13 protein-coding genes are annotated in these 19,384 nt (G+C 47.7%); 2 read left to right on the forward strand and 11 right to left on the reverse strand.

Features of this window, described 5'->3' with window-relative positions:
* Positions 1 to 233: 233 nt before the first annotated feature.
* Entirely contained in the window at positions 234 to 1,919 is a 1,686-nt protein-coding gene (locus AAC052_RS10600) for an amidohydrolase (RefSeq protein WP_339813126.1), read from the forward strand.
* A 79-nt stretch (positions 1,920 to 1,998) separates the two neighbouring features.
* On the opposite strand, the gene AAC052_RS10605 is transcribed toward AAC052_RS10600, so the two are convergent.
* The 7 genes from AAC052_RS10605 to AAC052_RS10635 all read right to left on the reverse strand — a co-directional run bounded on the left by AAC052_RS10605 (position 1,999) and on the right by AAC052_RS10635 (position 14,090).
* Positions 1,999 to 3,636 carry an FAD-dependent oxidoreductase gene (locus AAC052_RS10605; RefSeq protein ID WP_339813129.1) on the reverse strand — a complete coding sequence of 546 codons (1,638 nt, stop codon included), beginning with the start codon at positions 3,634 to 3,636 and terminating at the stop codon, positions 1,999 to 2,001.
* Between the two features lie 23 nt (positions 3,637 to 3,659).
* Positions 3,660 to 5,327 (reverse strand): FAD-dependent oxidoreductase, encoded by a 1,668-nt coding sequence (locus tag AAC052_RS10610; protein ID WP_339813131.1) that lies wholly within the window; start codon positions 5,325 to 5,327, stop codon positions 3,660 to 3,662.
* 109 nt (positions 5,328 to 5,436) lie between these two features.
* Positions 5,437 to 7,104 (reverse strand): FAD-dependent oxidoreductase, encoded by a 1,668-nt coding sequence (locus AAC052_RS10615; RefSeq protein WP_339813133.1) that lies wholly within the window; start codon positions 7,102 to 7,104, stop codon positions 5,437 to 5,439.
* Positions 7,105 to 7,197: 93 nt separating this feature from the next.
* Entirely contained in the window at positions 7,198 to 8,667 is a 1,470-nt protein-coding gene (locus AAC052_RS10620; protein WP_317492268.1) for a RagB/SusD family nutrient uptake outer membrane protein, read from the reverse strand.
* 11 nt (positions 8,668 to 8,678) lie between these two features.
* Positions 8,679 to 12,011 (reverse strand): TonB-dependent receptor, encoded by a 3,333-nt coding sequence (locus tag AAC052_RS10625; protein WP_339813135.1) that lies wholly within the window; start codon positions 12,009 to 12,011, stop codon positions 8,679 to 8,681.
* Between the two features lie 158 nt (positions 12,012 to 12,169).
* Complete coding sequence (locus tag AAC052_RS10630) at positions 12,170 to 13,204, reverse strand: FecR domain-containing protein (protein WP_339813136.1); 1,035 nt, start codon at positions 13,202 to 13,204, stop codon at positions 12,170 to 12,172.
* 190 nt (positions 13,205 to 13,394) lie between these two features.
* Complete coding sequence (locus AAC052_RS10635; RefSeq protein WP_339813137.1) at positions 13,395 to 14,090, reverse strand: sigma-70 family RNA polymerase sigma factor; 696 nt, start codon at positions 14,088 to 14,090, stop codon at positions 13,395 to 13,397.
* Between the two features lie 194 nt (positions 14,091 to 14,284).
* Between AAC052_RS10635 and murB the strand changes: the two genes are divergently transcribed.
* On the forward strand, positions 14,285 to 15,301 hold the full coding sequence (gene murB, locus AAC052_RS10640; RefSeq protein WP_339813139.1) for a UDP-N-acetylmuramate dehydrogenase: 1,017 nt from the start codon (positions 14,285 to 14,287) through the stop codon (positions 15,299 to 15,301).
* 15 nt (positions 15,302 to 15,316) lie between these two features.
* Here murB and AAC052_RS10645 read toward each other — a convergent pair whose 3' ends face one another.
* The 4 genes from AAC052_RS10645 to AAC052_RS10660 all read right to left on the reverse strand — a co-directional run bounded on the left by AAC052_RS10645 (position 15,317) and on the right by AAC052_RS10660 (position 19,283).
* Positions 15,317 to 16,207: a carbon-nitrogen hydrolase gene (locus AAC052_RS10645; protein WP_339813141.1), complete on the reverse strand. Its 891-nt coding sequence runs from the start codon at positions 16,205 to 16,207 to the stop codon at positions 15,317 to 15,319.
* 20 nt (positions 16,208 to 16,227) lie between these two features.
* Positions 16,228 to 17,247 carry an agmatine deiminase family protein gene (locus AAC052_RS10650; protein WP_317492274.1) on the reverse strand — a complete coding sequence of 340 codons (1,020 nt, stop codon included), beginning with the start codon at positions 17,245 to 17,247 and terminating at the stop codon, positions 16,228 to 16,230.
* Between the two features lie 213 nt (positions 17,248 to 17,460).
* Positions 17,461 to 17,943 (reverse strand): dCMP deaminase family protein, encoded by a 483-nt coding sequence (locus tag AAC052_RS10655; protein ID WP_151997368.1) that lies wholly within the window; start codon positions 17,941 to 17,943, stop codon positions 17,461 to 17,463.
* Positions 17,944 to 18,107: 164 nt separating this feature from the next.
* Positions 18,108 to 19,283: a PQQ-dependent sugar dehydrogenase gene (locus AAC052_RS10660; protein WP_317492275.1), complete on the reverse strand. Its 1,176-nt coding sequence runs from the start codon at positions 19,281 to 19,283 to the stop codon at positions 18,108 to 18,110.
* Between the last annotated feature and the right edge of the window lie 101 nt (positions 19,284 to 19,384).

The following is a 19,384-nucleotide window of genomic DNA, read 5'->3' on the forward strand; positions in this document are numbered from 1 at the left end:
CCAGGTCGGCCCGTTCCACGTCGGCGACCCTTAAGGGTGAAAGCAGCTTTGAAATTCTTCTTTTCCGCCAACTGGCGGATCAGGGTAAAAAGAAGGATTTCGAAGCAAATGGCTTTAAATGCGTTTGCCCTACTGTTAATAGAGGCTCCAGGTCAGGAATAATTCTTCTTTGAAAAAAGAAACATTAGTGAGTATTTCGAGCTTACTCAGTTTTAACCCATTTGAAAAAGTATATGAAACCAACCATTCTACTCATTGTTCTGGGCCTGGCATTTGCAGCCTGCCAGGAAACACCAAAGGCCGATATGGTCATTTGGGGAGGTAATATTTACACCGCCGTGGGCGGACAGAAGGCCGAAGCTGTGGCCGTAACAGGCGACTCTATAATATATGTGGGTGGTAAAGATGGCGCCGAAGATATGGTGGGGCCGGAAACCCAGGTCATTGACCTTGAAGGCAAAACAATGACGCCGGGATTTATCGAGTCTCATGCGCATATTATGGGCGTGGGTTACAACTTGATGAACGTTGATTTGATGGCCACAACCAGTTACGAGGAGCTTGTGGCACAGGTAAAAAAAGCCGCAGAAGAAACCCCCGAGGGTGAATGGATACTCGGCAGAGGCTGGCATCAGGACAAGTGGATAAAGCCAGCGGAGAGAATGGTCGACGGCTTTCAAACGCATCACTTGTTAAGCGAAGCAGTTCCGAATCACCCTGTGTTTCTGTCGCATGCGAGCGGACATGCTGGTTTTGCCAATGCCAAAGCCATGGAACTTGCCGGCATCACGAAAGAAACGAAGACACCAGACGGCGGCGATATCTTCCGTGACATTAACGGCGAGCCTACGGGACTATTTAACGAAACAGCTCAGGGCCTTATCAGGGCAGCTATTCCAGAAAACACTATGGAAAAGCAACAGAGGGCATTAGAATTGGCCGTTCAGGCATGTTTAGAATTAGGCATTACCAGTTTTCAAAACGCTGGAGCGGGCAAAGACGATATTGAACTATTCAAACAGTTTGCTGAAGAAGGAAAGCTCAAAATCAGGCTATACACCATGCTGAGCGGCCACGACCAAAACCTGCTGGAGGAATACTACGACAAAGGCCCTGAAATTGGCCTGGGTGACAATCACCTGACTGTTCGTTCGATCAAGCTGTACTCAGATGGTGCGCTCGGTTCAAGGGGTGCCTGGCTGCTGGAAGAATACAGCGACATGCCGGGGGTGTTTGGACACAATGTGACGCCAATGGAAGAGATTGAAAAAGTGACCAACGAAGGCCTGGCAGCTGGCTTCCAAATCTGCACCCATGCGATTGGCGACCGGGGTAATCAGGAAGTGCTGGACATTTACGAAGCAGCTTTGAAGAATAACCCTGAAAAAGCCAAAGACTCCCGGTTCAGGATTGAACATGCACAACACCTGGACCTGGCAGACATTCCAAGGTTTGCAGAGTTGGGAGTGATTGCGGCTATGCAGGCCATTCATATGTCGAGCGACAGACCGTGGGCAATCAACAGGCTGGGCGAAAAAAGAATTGTCGATGGCGCCTACGTGTGGCAAAAGCTTTTGCAAAGTGGTGCTAAAGTGATCAACGGAACCGATGCGCCGGTGGAACCGCTTGCCCCACTCCCCTCCTTTTATGCATCGGTGACTCGTAAAACGCTGAAAGGAACCCCTGAAGGCGGTTATGAAGCTGACCAGAAAATGACCCGGGAGCAGGCCCTCGTTTCCTACACGCTGGATGCTGCTTATGGCGCTTTTGAGGAGGACATCAAAGGGTCTATTGAAGTGGGCAAACTCGCTGATTTCACTGTTTTTGATAAGGATATCATGACTATCGACGAAAAAAACATTCTTGACACTCAGGTGATGATGACCATTGTGGGCGGAGAGGTGCTCTTTGAAAAGTAAAAATTAACCCCGGCCAAAAGCCGGGGTTTAACCTCCACCTACCAAACTACTGAAACTTACTTTTCAATTTTGTGACTTGTTAGGGGTTCAATCGCTGACCATCCTCGAGCAGTTTCTTTTTCAAAGCGTCGTAGTTGACAGCCTGCACGCTTTGACTGTTGTCGATGGCCAATGCAGCTGCTGTGGCTGCCGACTGACCCAGTACCATGAACACTGGCTCCATTCTGATTGAGCCAAAAGCGATATGGCTGGCAGAAAGCGCCACAGGCACCAGCAGGTTGGTAGCCTGGTCTTTCTTCGGCACAATGGAACGATAGGATATCGGATAAGGAGGAAAACCTCCAACTTCCACGTTTCCTTCATTTTTCACCATGCCATCCACTACTATGCGCTGGCAATTGTGTGAGTCCATTGTGTAAGCAGCTAGCCCAACAGGGTCGCTAATTACTTCCTCCCCAACACAGTTGGCTTGCGTCATGACGTATTCACCGATCATGCGGCGAACTTCTCTCACATACAACTGCGGCGACCAATTGCCGTTGCTGGTATATTCATCTTTGGGGTAGCCCCAGGTTTTCATTTCTTCCCTAAGCTCTGCTGGCACCCGTGGATCAGAAGCGTAGAAATAAAGCAGCCCTTTTGTGTAGTCCACGTGCTCTTTAACGATGGCCTCCCTCTCCTCGTAGCTAGCCTCGGGATAGGCATGACTCATACCGATCATGTCAGTAGAAAACGCACCCCTGTTGTTAATGTCTGTCTTCTCATTGGGCATGTGGCTCCAGATAAAGTGGTTGTTCAGCTTTCTCCTGTCTGGCAAGGCCTCCAGAAGTCTCAACAGCAGTCCATATCTGGCAGGGTCGTAGTTGTCAGGCTCGGTGATTGGCACCATATTGTCCTGATTAGTCGTAAGGCAAATCCTGAAGTTGTAAGTCTGCACCAAATCGTCGCCACTACCCTGCTCCTTCAGTTCGTCGTCCGTGATGCCCCAGAGCAAGCCGCTTGTTGGATCACCTTTTTTGACGTAAGGATCAATGCCGTCGGGGAATTGATGGCCGTCCAATAGTTGCACTCCGTTGTAGGTCTCGTTGTAGACATTGTTTGCTTCACGGCCTACGTGGTAGCTCACACCGGCCGCCGCCATCAAATCGCCCTCGTAAGTGGCGTCGATAAACACTTTGCCAGTGTACACCGTGCCATCCTGCATTTCAATTTGAGATATACTGGTTCCATTCATGGTTACACCAGATTCTCTATTGAGCTTTTTGTTGGTGACAAGCTCAATTTTTTCTTTGGCTATCATTTGGTCATAAACCTTCATTGCTGCCGAAGGCTCAAAAGTCCACATAGTAGGCTCACCTTCCACTGTACGGGTTTGCCCACCATCCATATAGGCGGATGGCTCCTGCCATTTCCAGTTGGCGGGGTCGTTGTAATGGGTGCGGATATTGGCATAAAACTCCCGTGCTATGCCGCCGATGGCTTGTTTGTTGCCAATATCTGTTTGCCCCAGTCCGCCAGTAGTCAAGCCACCAATGTGTTTTGATGGTTCGATAAGTAGCACTTTTTTGCCCATTCTTGATGCCTGAACAGCCGCTGCAATGCCGCCGGAGGTTCCCCCGTACACAACAATGTCGTATCCTGACGATTGTTCCTCGCTGGTGGAAGAAGAACAAGAAAAGATGAAAACTAAGGCAAGTAATAAGATGATATTTTTCATAAAGATTGTAGTTAGTCGGTTGTTTAGATGTCTTCCATTGTAAGCTTCTGAGTGTCTTTAATAAGTTGCGCTTTGAGCTTCTCATAGTCTACTCCCTGCACTGGTACGTTGTCAGCTATTGCCTGCACGGCAGCAGTGGCAGCACTCTGCCCCAGGATCATGAAAACTGGTTCCATTCTGATAGAGCCGAAGGCAATATGCGTGCTTGATACACAAACAGGCACCAGCAGGTTTTCACATTCACTGGCCTTGGGCACGATAGAACCATATGAAATGCTGTAAGGCTGTGGTGCATGGACTCCAATGTCGCCTTCGTTTTGGACAAAGCCATCTGTAGTTACGTACCGTTGAGAGTTGTGAGCATCCAGGGTGTAAGAGCCCATCCCCACTGGCTTGGGCACTACATTGTGGTTCAGCACGTCGTGCTCAGTCATTACGTGGTCTCCTATCATGCGCCTTGCTTCCCGCACGTAAATCTGATGAGGCCAGTTGCCATTGTCGGTAAATTCATCCCTTGCGAGGCCCCACTGGCTCATCTCGGTACGAACCTCCTCGGGTACATTGGGATCATTCGCCAGGTAATACATCAAGCCCTTCTGATATTTCTCGTGCTCAGCAATGATCTCCCTTCTTCTTGCATAGCTGGCCTCGGGGTAGTCATAGTTCATACCAATAAAATCTGTACTGAAAGGGCCATGATTGTTGGTGTCGGTCTTCCGATTGGGGATGGGGTCGAATTTCTGAAATGTTTCGCCCCAGCCGGCAGCATACACCCTGGCCAGCAATTCGTATTTTGACGGGTCATAGCCTTCCGGTTTGGCAAAAGGCACACGGTTGTCGGGGTGGTTGCTCAGGCACATACGGAAACAATAGGCCTGTATCTTGTGGTCGCCAGAGCCGTTAGGGCCAGGCTTGTCACTTGAAATGTAAGGAAGAAGCCCGCTTGATGGGTCTCCTGGCACCACATAAGGGTCAATATTTTCTTTAAAATAGTGGCCATGGTGAAATACACCCGCCTGCACACCATTCCATTCTTCACCATACACGCTATTGGCCTCACGACCTACGTGAAAGCTTACACCAGCGCTTGCCATCAGGTCGCCCTCATACGTGGCATCGATGAACATTTTACCTGCGAAGGTCTTTCCGCTCAAGGTTTTAAACGAAACAATTCGCCCATTTTCCTTCACCAGACCTTCCTCCCGGTTCAGCCATTCGTCCCGGTAAATCTCGATCTCATTTTCGGCTATGAAATCCTCAAATACGTTCTCGGCTGCATGTGGTTCAAAAATCCACATTGTCCGTGAATTGCCGTCTATGGCTGGAGTTCCCTGACCTTTGTTGCCGTACTCCGACTGCTGCTGCCATTTCCACGAGTCAGGTTTTTGGTAGTGCTGGTAGAGCCGGTGGTAAAACTCCCTCGACAGGCCTCCTATCACTTCTTTTCTGCCAGTGTCGGTGAATCCAAGACCGCCCGACGACAGTCCTCCGAGGTGGATATCGGGAGACACAATGATGACCGTCTTTCCCATGTTCTTGGCCTGTACGGCAGCAGTTACTGCTGCAGAGGTGCCTCCATACACGACAATGTCCGCTGAGTAAACAAGTGGATCACTTGTCGAAGATTTGTCGGGAGTGCAAGCGGAAGAGACAAGTGCAAGTGCCGCAAAGAGTGTTAGCCATTTTTTCATAGTTAGATTTTTTTAGGTTAAAGTTTTGGGTCTGATACCAATAGACAAAACAGATTTTTATGAGTATTCCAAAATGGCGTACTACAACTGAATGTCCGAAACAGCTATTCTATTCACCCAAATTCAATTTTTGCTTGTCTTTTATTAATTGCATTTTAAGCTTCTCATATCCTACTTTTTGAACCGGGACCTTCCCGTCAATGGCAAGGGATGCCAGCGTGCCAGCAGCCTGGCCCATGATCATGAATACTGGCTCCATCCGTATCGACCCAAAAGCGATATGCGAACTGGACACACATACCGGCACGAGCAGGTTTTTACACTCATTTGACTTCGGCAATATGACCCCAAGCGGTATCTCGTACGACTTGTGGGGCTCCAGAAAGTTTCCTTCATTCTGCACTTCGCCATTATAAACTACCCTTTGCACATGGTGAGAGTCGGGCCCGTACGAGGCCATCCCTATTGAATTTGGTTTAGTCACTGTTTCCTGACAGTCGGCTTGAGTGAGCACGTGCTCTCCTATCATTCGTCGGGTTTCCCTAATATACATTTGCGGCGTCCAGTTGCCCGAGTCGACAAATTCGTCTTTTGGCAGTCCGTACGACAGCATTTCGTCACGCATGGTTTGTGGCAATCTTGGATCGTGGCCAAGGAAATAGAACAGACCGATGGTAAAATCGTAGTGCTCTTTCCAAATACGTTCTCTTGTGACATAATCTCCCTCCGGGTAGTCCCAATTCATTCCGTTATAGTCGGTGGAGAAAGGCGAGCCATGCCCTCCATCATTGATGTCAGTTTTAAGATTGGGGATGGCGCTGATGGTCAGCACCTGGCTGATTTTCGTAAGCTTCTTCATCTCAATGTATCTGTATAGCAATTCATACTGCATGGAGTCATAACTTTCAGGCCTTTCGATGGGAATTTTGTTGGGTTCGAAAGTAGTAAGGCAGGTTCTGAAGTTGAATGCCTGAATTTTGTTATCTCCCTGCCCCTGCTCACCCATGGGCACGTCCTGAATGGTGGGGAGTAATTGACCGTTATCATCATAAGGGGAGATTTCCGGACCAAAAAACTGTTTGGGCTGCCTAACCTTGATGGTTGGCCCCAAGACACCCGCAAGAGGCTCGTTATAGGTATCCCGGCTTTCTCTGCCTACGTGGTAAGACACGCCAGCCAATGCCAACAGGTCGCCTTCATACGAGGCATCGATAAAGAACTTGCCCGTAAATACCTTTCCCGATTCTGTCCTTAGCGCTTTGATCTCTCCGTTCTTCTTTTGAACACCCTTTTTCAGATCAATGCGCTCATTGTAAACCACTTCTATTTTCTGCGGAGCTGAGGCTATCATTTCCAGCAGAATTTTTTGAGCCACTTCCGGTTCAAACGTCCACATAGGCCCCCCTTCAGAGATGGCATGATTGCCATTCAGCCGGTACGATGAACGGGACTGTGCTTTCCACGCTGATTCATCCTTATAATACTCATATACTCGTTGAAAGAATTCCAGCGACATACCTCCAATGGTCTCCTCATTGCCGATGTCTGACCATCCCAGGCCGCCGGTCATTGCGCCACCCAGACGGTTTCCTGGTTCGACAATCACTGCCTTTTTTCCCAAACGAGCTGCTTGAACAGCAGCAGCAACCCCAGCCGACGTTCCTCCATAGATCACCAGATCATAAGAGGGGCTCTTCTCGCCTTGCGGTGGCGGCTGATGAAAAGATGTGGCCAGAAAGAACAGAGCAAGCACACAACTAACCATTTTTAGCTTCATAGTTTTGATTTTAAGCAGGCCAATTGAAAGGAATGGAGGTAAAGGGGCGGAGCTTTATTCTGCCTCCACCCCACTTACCAACCAACCTAGTTTTTAGTAACCCGGATTTTGATCCTGTTGTGTAATAGCGGGATTGTTGTTGATTTCACTTTCAGGAATAGGCCATAGCATGCGCTGGTCAATAAATGTTTTGCCAACGGCCGCAAAAGCTTCTTTGACTTTGCCCGTGCGCTTTAAATCCCACCAGCGACGGCGCTCCAAAAGAAACTCGTAGGCACGCTCTTGTAGCACAGCCTCAACAAATTCATCTCCGCTCATTCCTGCAGGGTAGTCTACCGCTGAAGGTCCCTGTAGAGGCAGACCATATGCTCTGCGTTTAATCATGTTAAGGCGCTCTAAAGCAAGCGCTGAAGGCGTTGTTGTGGCCCTGGCAGATGCCTCAGCATAAATAAGAAAGGCCTCAGTAAACCTGTAAACAGGCACACTGTAAACACTTTGTCCTGCTTCATTGGTAATGAATTTTTTGAACAGAACTGGTGTAGTGGAAGGCAGCGGCACCCACTGACCTGACGCATTTTGGAACTCTCTGTACAGGTTGAAAGGCTTTCTTAGGTCATTGTCGTCCCAGCTGGCACCTATAAATGAGGTAGTATCAGGCAACCAGGCGAAGAACCCAGAGCTGCTATAGTTGTATGGATAATTGCCTCCCATGTGTATGTAGGTAGGAATTGTTGATCCACTTATTTCTGAGTGGTGCACCGACATGATGTCCTCAGTGCTTGTTTCTGAAGCAAATATCTTATAGAAATCATCGGGCTCGCTTACCGTCACCAGAGAATATGGGCCACCTGTGATCACCTCGTCGGCTTTCTGTGCGGCAAGATCCCACTCTTCGATCGTCAGGTACACATCGGCCAGCAACATTTTTGCTGCCCATACCGAGGCCTTTCCGGTTTCATTGCCAACTTCACCAAGCGCAGCTTCGGCGGCTTTCGCATCGTCGATGATCAGTTGGTATACGACTGCTTCAGGTTCCCTGGCTGCAGACAATTCCGACAGATCAGTGCTTTCGGTGGTTTTTATTGGCACAGCACCCCAACCCCGAACCAACTCGAAATAAGCTATAGCTCTCAGAAAATGTGCTTCTGCCACGATTCGTTGTTTTGCATTGTCTGATATGTTCACTATCTGCGGCACATTGTCGAGAACAGCGTTTGCTTTGTTGATAGCGCTATACAACGTGCCCCAGTTAGATGCCGCTCTTTGAATGTTTTGCTGATTCAGTACCTGATCAACGATGGAAATTGGCGCTTGCGAACCCCTCCCATTCAAATAGTCCCCCTGCAACTCTGTCATCAGGTAGTTCGTAATGCCGTAGAAATCCGGCCCAATTGAGCTATAAGCTCCATTCAGTGCCCCTTGCGCATCTGCTTCGTTCTGGTAATAATTCGACCTTGAAACAAAGTTTTTCGGTACCTCATCCAGCATATCGCTACAAGAGAGGAGGAAAACAGATGATATTAATATGATGGCCAGGCCATTTATGTTTGATACTCTTTTCATAACAGTCAGATTTAGAAGTTGATTTGGAGACCAATTGACGTCAGCTTAGCGTTAGGATAGCTGCTTTGGTCGTGGCCCATTTCTAATCGATTTGAGACATTCTGATTGTCAACACCCTTGGTGTTAACTTCCGGATCAAGTCCTGTGTATTTGGTGAAGGTAAGCAGGTTGATACCCGACACATAAACCTGTGCCTGATCCGCCCAATTCATCCCCCAGTTCTTTACGGGAAGGTTATAGGCCAGCTTAACCGATTTCAACCTGAGGTAGCTACCCATTTCGATGAACCGATCAGAAACGTCCACTCCTGTTGCTGCACTAATTTTGGGGTACTTGGCATTTGGATCAGGATTTTCTGTAGTCCAATAGTTACCAATCAAGTCCCGAAACTGATTGCTGCCTCTCTGAAATGAGTTGAGGTGAGTGCCATTGGTGGCGTTAAAGATCTGGTTACCATACACTCCTTCGAAGAACACATTCAGATCGAAGCCCTTGTAGGTAAAATGAGAATTGATACCGTAGAAGAAATCGGGGTTAGGGTTGCCCAGGATGGTGCGGTCCAGCGAATTGATCACACCGTCTTCATTCAGGTCTTTGTACTTGATAAATCCCTGGTCAGTCAATCCATCCTCAAGATAGCCGTAAAACATTCCCAAAGGCTGCCCTACACGTGCGATGTTGGTGCTTGACCAGACAGCTCCCTGACCTGCACTGAGGATATCGCTTCCGCCTGCCAGATCAATCACTTTGTTCCTGTTGAGGGAGAAACTACCAGTTACATCCCAGGTAAGATCCCGGGTTAGTATGTCTGCATTCACAGTAAATTCAAATCCCTGGTTTTGAATTTCGCCCACATTTTGCAAGATAGACCCAAACCCAACTGATGGAGGAAGCGGTACCGATGCCAGAAGATCAGTGGTATTCTTTTTATAGTAGTCTAATGTAAACCTCAACCGGTTGTCAAGCATTCCAAAGTCTACTCCCACGTCGAGTTGTGCCGTCGTTTCCCAACGGAGGTCAGGGTTTGAAATTCCGGATGGGCTGTAACCCACAGCAAACTTTTGATCAGCATAAATAGCCCTTACCGAAGACATTCTATCCAATGATTGGTAAGGAGAAAGAGCCGTGTTTCCGGTAATACCGTAGCTCGCTCTAAGTTTCAAGTCACTCACTGCCGATACGTTACTCATAAACGCCTCCTCAGAAATTCTCCACCCAATTGCTGCAGATGGAAAAACAGCCCACTTATTATTAGTGCCAAAACGAGACGATCCGTCTGTTCTCATACTAACAGTAAGCAGGTACCTGTCGTCAAAAGAGTAATTGGCCCTTGCCAACCACGAAGCCAGCGTCCACTCGGAAATGCCTGAGCCCGGCGTGCCAATTGTTTCGGCCGCCCCCAGGTTGTAGTTTCGGGTGGTGTTGTTGGAAAAACCATTTACACTCACACCAAAGCTACGGTTCATGTCTGTTTGGTAGGTGTAACCAGCCACCACGCTTAGGTTATGAATATCACTAAAGGTTTTATTGTAACGTAGCGTGTTTTCATTCAAAAATGAGCTCCTATAGTAAGTGTTTTGGCTGGCGTAACCCCTGTCATTTGGGAAAATAATAGGAGAATAGTAGTCTACCAGTGTATAAGCATACTCAATACCCAAAAGGGTTTTAAAAGAAAGATCGTCAGTCAGTTTTACTTCAAAGTTCGAGTTGCCGACTACATTATTGGAGATGTTGTCTGTTTGATTTTGTGCGAAAATCATCGGATTCCTCATGTCAGCCGAGCCAAAGCTGTAGGCTTTCTCAATTTGAGTGGGCAGGCCGTTTTCGTCGTAAACTGAAAGGGTCGGGGGTGCTGAAGCAGCCGCCGAAAGCACCGTCGTTCCACGGTAACCGTTATTGTTAGGAACGGTCAATTGTTGCCGTCTTGAAATATTCAAATTCACACCAGCCTTCAACCAGTCGTTTACCTCATGATCCAGGTTTAACCTCACAGAGCCCCTTTTTGCACCGGTGTTGATCATGATTCCCTCCTGGTCAAAGTAATTACCGGAAAGGGAATACCTTGTTCTGTCGCCGCCACCGGAAAGAGCAACTGTGTGATTTTGAATAGGTGCGGCCTGAAGGACGGCATCCTGCCAGTCGGTGCCGGGGTTTTGTACAGCGTTTACATCAAAATAGGGCTGTTGTCCACCGTTCTTCAACCACTCGTTGGCAACTACGGCGTATTCCCGGGCGTTCATCAAATCGTACCTTTTCGTCGTAGTTTGCACACCATAAGAGCTATTGACCTCTATCTTCCCTTTTTGATCAGCACTACCTCTTTTTGAAGTAATGATCACCACACCATTGGCACCACGGGCGCCATAAATGGCCGTTGCGGAGGCGTCTTTCAAAATGTCGATGGACTCTATGTCGGCGGGGTTTAGGAAGTTGATGCCACCTGTCATAGGAAAACCGTCCACCACGTACAAAGGCTGGTTGCTGCCAATCATCGAATTACCACCTCTTATACGTACTTCAATTCTTCCACCGGGCTCGCCGGAGTTCTGCGTTACCTGCACACCTGCAGCACGAGCCTTGAGCGCTTGCTCTACGTTGAAAACCGGAACTGCCTGCAGCTCCTCACTTTTTACCTGCGCCACAGAGCCGGTAATGTCAGCTTTCTTCACCGCACCGTAGCCAATCACAACTATCTCCTGAAGCGCCTGTATATCCGCCTGCAATGTTATGTCGATAGTGCTTCTCCCTGCAATAGACACTTCCTGACTTTGATAGCCAACAAAAGAAACAATAAGACTCGTTGCATCATTGGGCGCCAATAAACTAAAGCCGCCGTTAATATCGCTGATAGTGCCTACTGCCGTTCCTTTCACCACTATCGTAGCGCCAGGCAATCGATCGCCATTCTCGTCAAATACCTTTCCTGATATCGGCACGTCAGCAGCGAAAACACTAATCACCTCTTCCACCTGATCGGAAGTGTCTTCCTTTTTACTGACATGAATGTTATAGTCTATTCGCCTGAAGTTCACTTTGGCTTTTTGGGAAACTTCCTCGAGAATGTCTCCAAGAGATTTGTCTGTGGCGCTGATCGAGACCTTTGAGTTGAGGTCTACCTGGTCGCTATTATAGGTGAACTTAAAATCCGTTTTTCTTTCTACGTATTTAAAGAATTGGGATACCGTTTTGTCTTGCTGATAAACGTCCAGCTTGATCTCGTATATACTCTCCTGGGCCGCAATATCTCCCGCATTGAGCAAAGAAATAAAGAACGCCTGCACAAATATTCCATATAGCATCAACCTGGACATAAGAATAATTTTCCTCAGTAGTGCATTTTTCATAATTTTAAATGTTTTAGTGAATCCGATTTTACTAAGCACCTTAACCAATACATTTAGTGGACGCCAATCAACTGGAATGAATTGATTAAGGAATGGGGGCCGGGAGTTTACTTCCGGCTCTTTCTTTTAGGGGGAGTAGGTCGTTTCGTGTTTCATAATTAATTGGTTTGTAGTTTAATGGTAATTTCTTCGTTTTCTACTGAGTAGGTGAGCTGCGAGGTATAACAGATACCCTCCAGCACTTTTTCCAGGGAGGCATTTTTGAATTCGCCGGTGTAGGTTCCCTGCAATATTTTATCAGAATCAAGCTTAATGCTTACGCCGTACCACTTCTCGAGCCGCCTGAATACTTCTTTCAGTGGGTTGTTTTTAAAATAGATGATGCCATCCTTCCAGCCGAACTCCTCCTTTTCATTAAAAGTGGTCTTGTTAAGGTTCTCGGTGTCTTTGTACAACACTCCCATCATGTCAGGATACAGCACTTCCTTTTGCCCTCTCCGGCTCTTCACCTCCACCACTCCTGAAAGCACAGATACTTTTACCGACCCTGCTTCATCGTAAGAAGAAATATTGAAAGAGGTTCCCAGCACTGTGGTGGTCAGTCCGCCAGCGTCGATAACAAATGGGCGGTTTTCGTCTTTGGTCACTTCAAAAAAAGCTTCTCCTTCCAACACCACCTTTCTTTCCCTGCCCTCAAATGGCTGGAGGTACGAAAGACTACTTCCGGCATTGAGCTTTACGATAGTGCCATCGGGCAAACCGACGGTTCTCTTCTGCCCAAGCTCGGCAGTCTTGATAACAGTGGAAGGGATCACTTGTACAACCTCTGGCTCCTTTTTTCCGGGCACCATAAAGTAAATGGCCACAGAGGCTACAATTGCCACAACGGCAGCCACCCGGAACAATTGCCTCCAGGCAAACCCGGTTCCAATCTGGTCGTTGCCCAGGTCAGCCTGCGCCCGCATAATGTTCTCCAAAATGCTGGAGCTGTCTTCTTCAGAAAGAATATGCTCGTTTTTGTAGGTGGTTGAGAGTATGATTTCTCTCGCAAGCTCAATCTGAGGTAGTTTTTCCTGGTTCTGCCTGATCCAATCCTGCCAAAACCTATCAGATTCTCTCGATGGTCTCAAAACCCAGTTCGTAAAGTACTGGTCTTGTAAAAATTGTTCGACGGTGTATTCGCTATAGTTCATTGAATGCCGATAAGTGCCCGAGCCTTACTGGTAAGCCCGCTTTGATAACCCTGGTTACAGTTATATAAAGGCAAGCACTCTCAAAATGACCATAGCATTTTTGAATATTTACACTAGAAGATAGTATAATCAAAAAACACACGATGAAACAGCAAAGAATAGTGGTTTTCTTTGCCAAATTTGTAACTTTCTACCTCTTGAAAAGACCGAGGTAAAACAGCAGGAGTGGTAGCAAATCGGATTTGTAGGGGGTTAAAAATTCTGTCATGGCAGAAATAGCCCTGTAGAGTAGTGCTCTCGCTGACTTCACTTTACCGATCTCCATCAGGTCACTTATTTCGGTATAGCTGAGCCCTTCATAAAAATACAGCAAGATGGCTTCACGCTGAGAAACCGTGAGCGCATTAATCGATTTTTCCAGAAGCATTCGCTGATTTTCGTCCAACTGGGTCTTTAGAAGCAGCAGCTCGGGTGAGATGCTAACAGCAAATGATCCCTGTTCCTGAATGTCATCAGTAACAAACAACTTGCTTTGCTTTTTGAGTGCTCGCACCAGCTTCCGGCGCAAAGACTTATACAGATAAAACTTGACCGAGGTGGTTGAGCCCAGGCTGGCTCTGCTTTTGATCAACTCTATAAAAAGATCCTGGATACAGTCTCTTACCAACTCGTGGTTTTTGGTAAACTGACAACCATAGTTGTAAATGTCTTTCGAGTACAGGGAGTAAATTTGAGACAATGCCACCTCGCTCCCCCTCTTAAAATCCTCCCACAAAGCACCTTCGTCGATACTACCCACCCTCTCTTTTGCTTGCAAGTCGGCTGTGTCAGGGAGATTGAGAAAATGTGATTTCAAGGTATTGTCCTGTGTAGGTATTGAAGACATGGCTCTAAATCTGGTGAAAAAAAATGAAATCTTCAATTCGCTGACGATCCCAAAAACAGGCATCTGAAAGTCCGAAAGGCTTTACCCTCGAAAAGAATATACCAGCGAAGCTATTGTGGACAGATGTGGCTGGAAAAACTTAAAACACCGAAAAACAATGATAAAGCATAAGCTTTCCTAATTTTAGGTTCTCTATGAAAATCGACGAAAACAAGAGCCTGCATCGCTATCACACGTTTCATCTGGATGTAAAAGCCAAATACTTCACCGAGGCCAGATCGGTTGGCGAACTAAAGGAAATTATCAGTTCAGACATCTTTAAAAGTAATTCTCATCTAATTCTTGGTGGTGGCAGCAACGTTCTGTTCACGAAAGATTTTGATGGTCTGGTGGTAAAACTTTCGTTGCCAGGGGTTCAGGTTCAAGAAGAAAGCCAGGATGAGATCGTTATAAAAGTAGGAGCTGGCGTGGTGTGGCATGAGTTGGTAATGCATTGCGTGGCGAAGGGCTGGGGAGGCATCGAAAATTTATCGCTGATCCCGGGGACGGTAGGTGCAGCACCCATGCAAAATATTGGAGCCTACGGCGTAGAGATCAAAGACGTGTTTCACAGCCTCGAAGCTGTGGAGATTGAATCGGGAAAAACCAGAACATTCAATAACAATGAATGCGAGTTTGGCTACCGGGAGAGCGTTTTCAAAAAGGCCCTAAAGGACAAGTTCATCATTACATCAGTCACTTTTGTGCTTCAAAAAGAGGCTAAAGTCAACACGACGTACGGTGCCATTAATGAGACGCTGGCAAGCTGGAATATCGAACACCCTACTATAGCCGATGTGAGCAGGGCGGTCATTCACATCCGCCAATCGAAACTTCCAAATCCTGAGGAAATTGGCAATGCAGGCAGCTTTTTCAAGAATCCAACCATTGCAAGTAAGGCTTATGAGGCACTCAAAAGCGATTACCCGGCGATTCCAGGCTATCCGCAGGAAGACGGGTCAGTGAAGGTGCCTGCCGGGTGGCTGATAGAGAAAGACGGCTGGAAAGGGAAAACTATTGGGCAAATTGGTGTGCATAAAAACCAGGCCCTGGTGCTGGTTAACTATGGAGGCGGCAAAGGGGGCGATATCTGGCAGTTGGCGCAGGAAATCCTAGCTTCGGTAAAGAAGCGATTTGGTGTTGAACTGTCGGCGGAAGTAAATATTGTTTAAGCGACAGATAGGGCGCTATTTACCCCATCTCTTCACGATATCTCCATAAGCATCAATTCGTCTGTCTCTGAAAAACGGCCAAATCCTTCGAACATCCTCTGCCCTGCCCAGGTCAACATCCAGCACCACATTTTCCGCCAAGTCCGATGGGCTCACATACAAAAACTCACCCTGAGGGCCGGCCACAAAGCTGTGTCCCCAGAAGCGGCTGCCATTCCCTACTCCGCTAAAGTCTGGCTCAAAGCCCACCCTATTCACACTCACTACCGGTAAACCGTTGGCCACGGCATGGCCTCTTTGAGAAATGATCCAGGCATCCTGCTGCCGTTTTTGTTCTTCCTTGGTGTCGTGCGGATCCCAGCCGATGGCTGTTGGGTAAATCAGCAGATCAGCCCCGGCCATGGCCATCAGCCTTGCCCCTTCCGGGTACCACTGATCCCAGCACACCAGCACACCAAGCTTTCCAACAGAGGTCTCCACTGGATTGAAGCCCATGTCACCTGGTGTGAAATAAAATTTTTCGTAATACCCCGGATCGTCAGGAATATGCATTTTGCGGTAGGTACCAGCAATGGTACCGTCCTTTTCCAGCACCACGGCAGTGTTGTGATACAGGCCTGGGGCTCTTTTTTCGAATAGTGAAGTCACTAGCACAATGCCCAGCTCCTTGGCAATGGCTCCAAACTCCTGAGTGGAGGGGCCCGGAATGCTTTCGGCCATGTCGAACCGGTTGACATCCTCCGCCTGGCAAAAGTACACACCGGTATGCAGCTCTTGCAACACCACCAATTGCGCCCCTCTCCTGGCGCATTCTCTTATCCCGGCAATGCTCTTAGCCACATTGTCTTTCCTCACTTCGGAGCAAGACTGCTGCACATAACCAACTTTCAGTATTTTCTCTGCCATGGTTTTTCTGGTTTTGAAATTTATTCAACTACCCCCACAGGGTATTGCATGGTTACACAATGTAAGGAGCCATGCTGGAGGATCAAAGGCCTGCAATCGATCCCCACAATTTCGTGCTGAGGAAAGGCCCTTTGAATGATGGCTGCCGCCTTCTGATCTTTAGGCGACTGGTAAAAAGGAACCAAAACGGCCCCATTGATGATCAGGTAGTTAGCGTACGTAGCAGGCAGTCTGTTGCCTTCATCGTCAAATGCCACGTCGGCCATCGGCAGTGGCATCAGTTCATAAGGCATTCCATTCGAATTGGTCAGGTTTTGCAACTCTGCCTCCATTTTGTTCAACGCCTGGTAGTGCTCGTCGGCGGTATCATCGCATTTCACATACAGTATTTTATTGCCAGGCACGAGCCTCGCCAGTGTGTCAATATGTGAGTCGGTATCGTCGCCTGCCAGGTATCCGTTATTCAGCCAAAGTACTTTTTTAACTCCAAACAACTCTTTCAATTTGTCTTCCACTTCCTGCTTCGATAGATGCGGATTTCTATTTCGAGAAAGCAGGCATTCGGTGGTTGTGAGCAGCGTCCCTTCTCCATCAGATTCAAAAGAGCCTCCTTCGAAAGCCAAACCCGCATGCCGCATGGGCACTTTTCCAAAGATTCCTCTTTCGTGAAGTCGCCCGGAAATCAGGTTGTCCTTGTCGGCGGCAAACTTCAATCCCCAGCCGTTGAAAACGAAATCCAGCAAAACCGGCTTTCCATCCTCTTCAATGCTGATAGCACCATGGTCTCTGGCCCAGGTGTCGTTGGTGGGCAGTTCCACCAGCATCAGATTCGCTGACTCCGAACCGATCTGCTTTCGCACAGCCTCGCTGTCTTTGCATACTACCACCAGCTTTTGTCTTTTCAATATCTCTCTGGCGATGGCAACAAAACATGGCACCACAATATCCATGTCGCCAGCCCAATCGCTCTCTTCATGTGGCCAGGTTAACTGCACCGCACTTTGCGGTTCCCATTCTGCCGGAAGGCGTCTGTTTGTCATGGTGCAAATATAGATTTCTGGAAATTAAATGAAGAAAAAACGAGAAGGGCGAAATAACAAATAGCAAGTATGAAAACTCAGATAAAAACGGAGCGAAGAAGCACGAAACTCCAAAAAGCACTGCACAACCGTGCTTACGATGGCAGGCTCATGTTTGCCATTTGGAGCCTTGGTGCTTGTTTGAAATTTGAATTTTGGCTCTTGGGGTTTCCACTAAATCATGTGCGTGACGTTGGTCAACGTGCCTTCGTACTTCACGGCCTCCACACCAAACTTCCTAAGAAAGTCTATCCCTTCGTCGTTGGGAATACCCTTGTGTTCGGCGTACGACTTGAGGTAAATTACCTTTGAAATTCCCATGGTATAAATAATCCTGGCACACGAAAGACATGGGGAAAGTGTAACGTAAATAGTGGCGCCATCAACCGTTGCTTTGTTTTTCACCGCATAGAGTATGGCATTTTGCTCAGCGTGGATCGCCAATGAGCACCCGCCTTTCGAATCCCGGGGACAGCCTACCTCTGGCCACTCAAGATCGCAGTTGTGCGTGCCTGCCGGCGGGCCATTGTAGCCAATAGAAATGATCCGTGTCTCCTTGGTAAGCACGGCCCCCACATGGCGCTTGATACAATGAGACCGCTTGGCAAGGTTCACTGCCAATTCCATATAAATGTCATCAAATGCGGGTTTTTCCATCAGGATGAGGGGACTTGCCAGGTTTTGAACTTTTACTGGAAGTATTTGGTTTAATTAACACTGATTGAACACCTTACAAAAGTGTAAGGTCAAATCTTTTGGTTTAGGTTAGGTTGTGAAAGGAGGTACTAAGTACCTCCTTTTCATTTTAACCCTTTTGATTCTCAGGCCTTGTAGGTAACTCTGTAAATCACTCCAGCCTTGTCGTCGGATATAAGCAGCGAGCCATCAGGCATTACCTGCACATCTACAGGGCGTCCCCAGGCTTCCTGCTCTGCTTCATCAAGCCAGCCATCTGCAAAAGTCGAGTAGTTAACAGCCTTACCATTTTCCACTTTCACCAGCCCTATTCTGTAGCCAGACTTCTTGCTTCTGTTCCATGAACCGTGCTGCGCTATGAAAATACTGCCCTTGTATTCTGCAGGGAACATGTCTCCATTATAGAATCTAAGACCGAGTGGCGCTACATGAGCACCAAGCTTCTGAGCAGGAGCAACGAAGTCAGAGCAAGGGAATTTTGAACCGAACTCCGGGTCGGAGATGTCCCCTGCGTGACAGTAAGGGTAGCCAAAGTGCATGCCAGCCTCGGTGGCTTTGTTGAGCTCGCAGTCAGGCATATCGTCACCCAGCATGTCCCGGCCATTGTCAGTAAACCACATATTTCCTTCAGCATCCCAGGTCATGCCTACCGTGTTTCTCACACCTCTGGCAAAAATCTCACGACCTGTTCCGTCAGGGTTCATTCGGGTAATGGTGGCGTAAATTTCGTTCTCACTTTCGCAAATATTGCATGGTGCACCGACCGGCACGTACAACTTGCCGTCCGGGCCAAAGGCTATATACTTCCAGCCATGATGCTCGTCGGTTGGGTAGTCGTCATAAACAACAACCGGCTCACCAACAGCTTCAAGATTGGCCTCCACATTTGGGTATTTCAGAAGCCGGCTGATCTCACCAACGTACAAATCGCCATCTTTGAAAGCCACACCATTGGGCGTTTTCAGGCCTGAGGCCACAACAATTGTCTTGTCTGCTTTGCCGTCCTTGTCTGTATCCTGAATAGCGTAGATTTTGTCTCCTCCTCTATTGCCCACGTATATTGTTCCGCTGGGGCTTATCGTCATGGATCTGGCGTGATCTATGCCGCTTGCATAAATAGAAATTTCAAAGCCTGCAGGCAGATTAATCTTACTAAGGCTGTCGCCATCATTGGTCATTACGTCCTCAGCAACCTCCTCTGTTGTGGCAGCCTCCTTATTTGACTCACCGCAAGAAGAAATTGCAACTGACAATACACCTACTGAGAGGTAAAAAGCTAGTCGAATTGGTTTCAATATCATGATTAGAGTTATTTTTTCAATCTGAACACATAGTTAGCCAATTTGGTTGAGAAATAACCTGAAAATTGACAAAAGGTCTTTGCCAAAACTTTCGTTATTCG

The sequence above is a fragment of the uncultured Imperialibacter sp. genome, from assembly GCF_963974565.1.
In the GTDB taxonomy this organism is placed as follows: Bacteria; Bacteroidota; Bacteroidia; order Cytophagales; family Cyclobacteriaceae; genus Imperialibacter; species Imperialibacter roseus.

Bases quoted from the DNA above. Each gene is read 5' to 3' on its own strand.
- AAC052_RS10610 (WP_339813131.1), bottom strand. From the start codon at position 5,327: ATGAAAAAATGGCTAACACTCTTTGCGGCACTTGCACTTGTCTCTTCC.
- AAC052_RS10615 (WP_339813133.1), bottom strand. From the start codon at position 7,104: ATGAAGCTAAAAATGGTTAGTTGTGTGCTTGCTCTGTTCTTTCTGGCC.
- AAC052_RS10625 (WP_339813135.1), bottom strand. From the start codon at position 12,011: ATGAAAAATGCACTACTGAGGAAAATTATTCTTATGTCCAGGTTGATG.
- AAC052_RS10600 (WP_339813126.1), top strand. From the start codon at position 234: ATGAAACCAACCATTCTACTCATTGTTCTGGGCCTGGCATTTGCAGCC.
- AAC052_RS10660 (WP_317492275.1), bottom strand. From the start codon at position 19,283: ATGATATTGAAACCAATTCGACTAGCTTTTTACCTCTCAGTAGGTGTA.
- AAC052_RS10650 (WP_317492274.1), bottom strand. From the start codon at position 17,247: ATGACAAACAGACGCCTTCCGGCAGAATGGGAACCGCAAAGTGCGGTG.
- AAC052_RS10645 (WP_339813141.1), bottom strand. From the start codon at position 16,207: ATGGCAGAGAAAATACTGAAAGTTGGTTATGTGCAGCAGTCTTGCTCC.
- AAC052_RS10655 (WP_151997368.1), bottom strand. From the start codon at position 17,943: ATGGAAAAACCCGCATTTGATGACATTTATATGGAATTGGCAGTGAAC.
- murB (WP_339813139.1), top strand. From the start codon at position 14,285: ATGAAAATCGACGAAAACAAGAGCCTGCATCGCTATCACACGTTTCAT.
- AAC052_RS10630 (WP_339813136.1), bottom strand. From the start codon at position 13,204: ATGAACTATAGCGAATACACCGTCGAACAATTTTTACAAGACCAGTAC.
- AAC052_RS10620 (WP_317492268.1), bottom strand. From the start codon at position 8,667: ATGAAAAGAGTATCAAACATAAATGGCCTGGCCATCATATTAATATCA.
- AAC052_RS10605 (WP_339813129.1), bottom strand. From the start codon at position 3,636: ATGAAAAATATCATCTTATTACTTGCCTTAGTTTTCATCTTTTCTTGT.
- AAC052_RS10635 (WP_339813137.1), bottom strand. From the start codon at position 14,090: ATGTCTTCAATACCTACACAGGACAATACCTTGAAATCACATTTTCTC.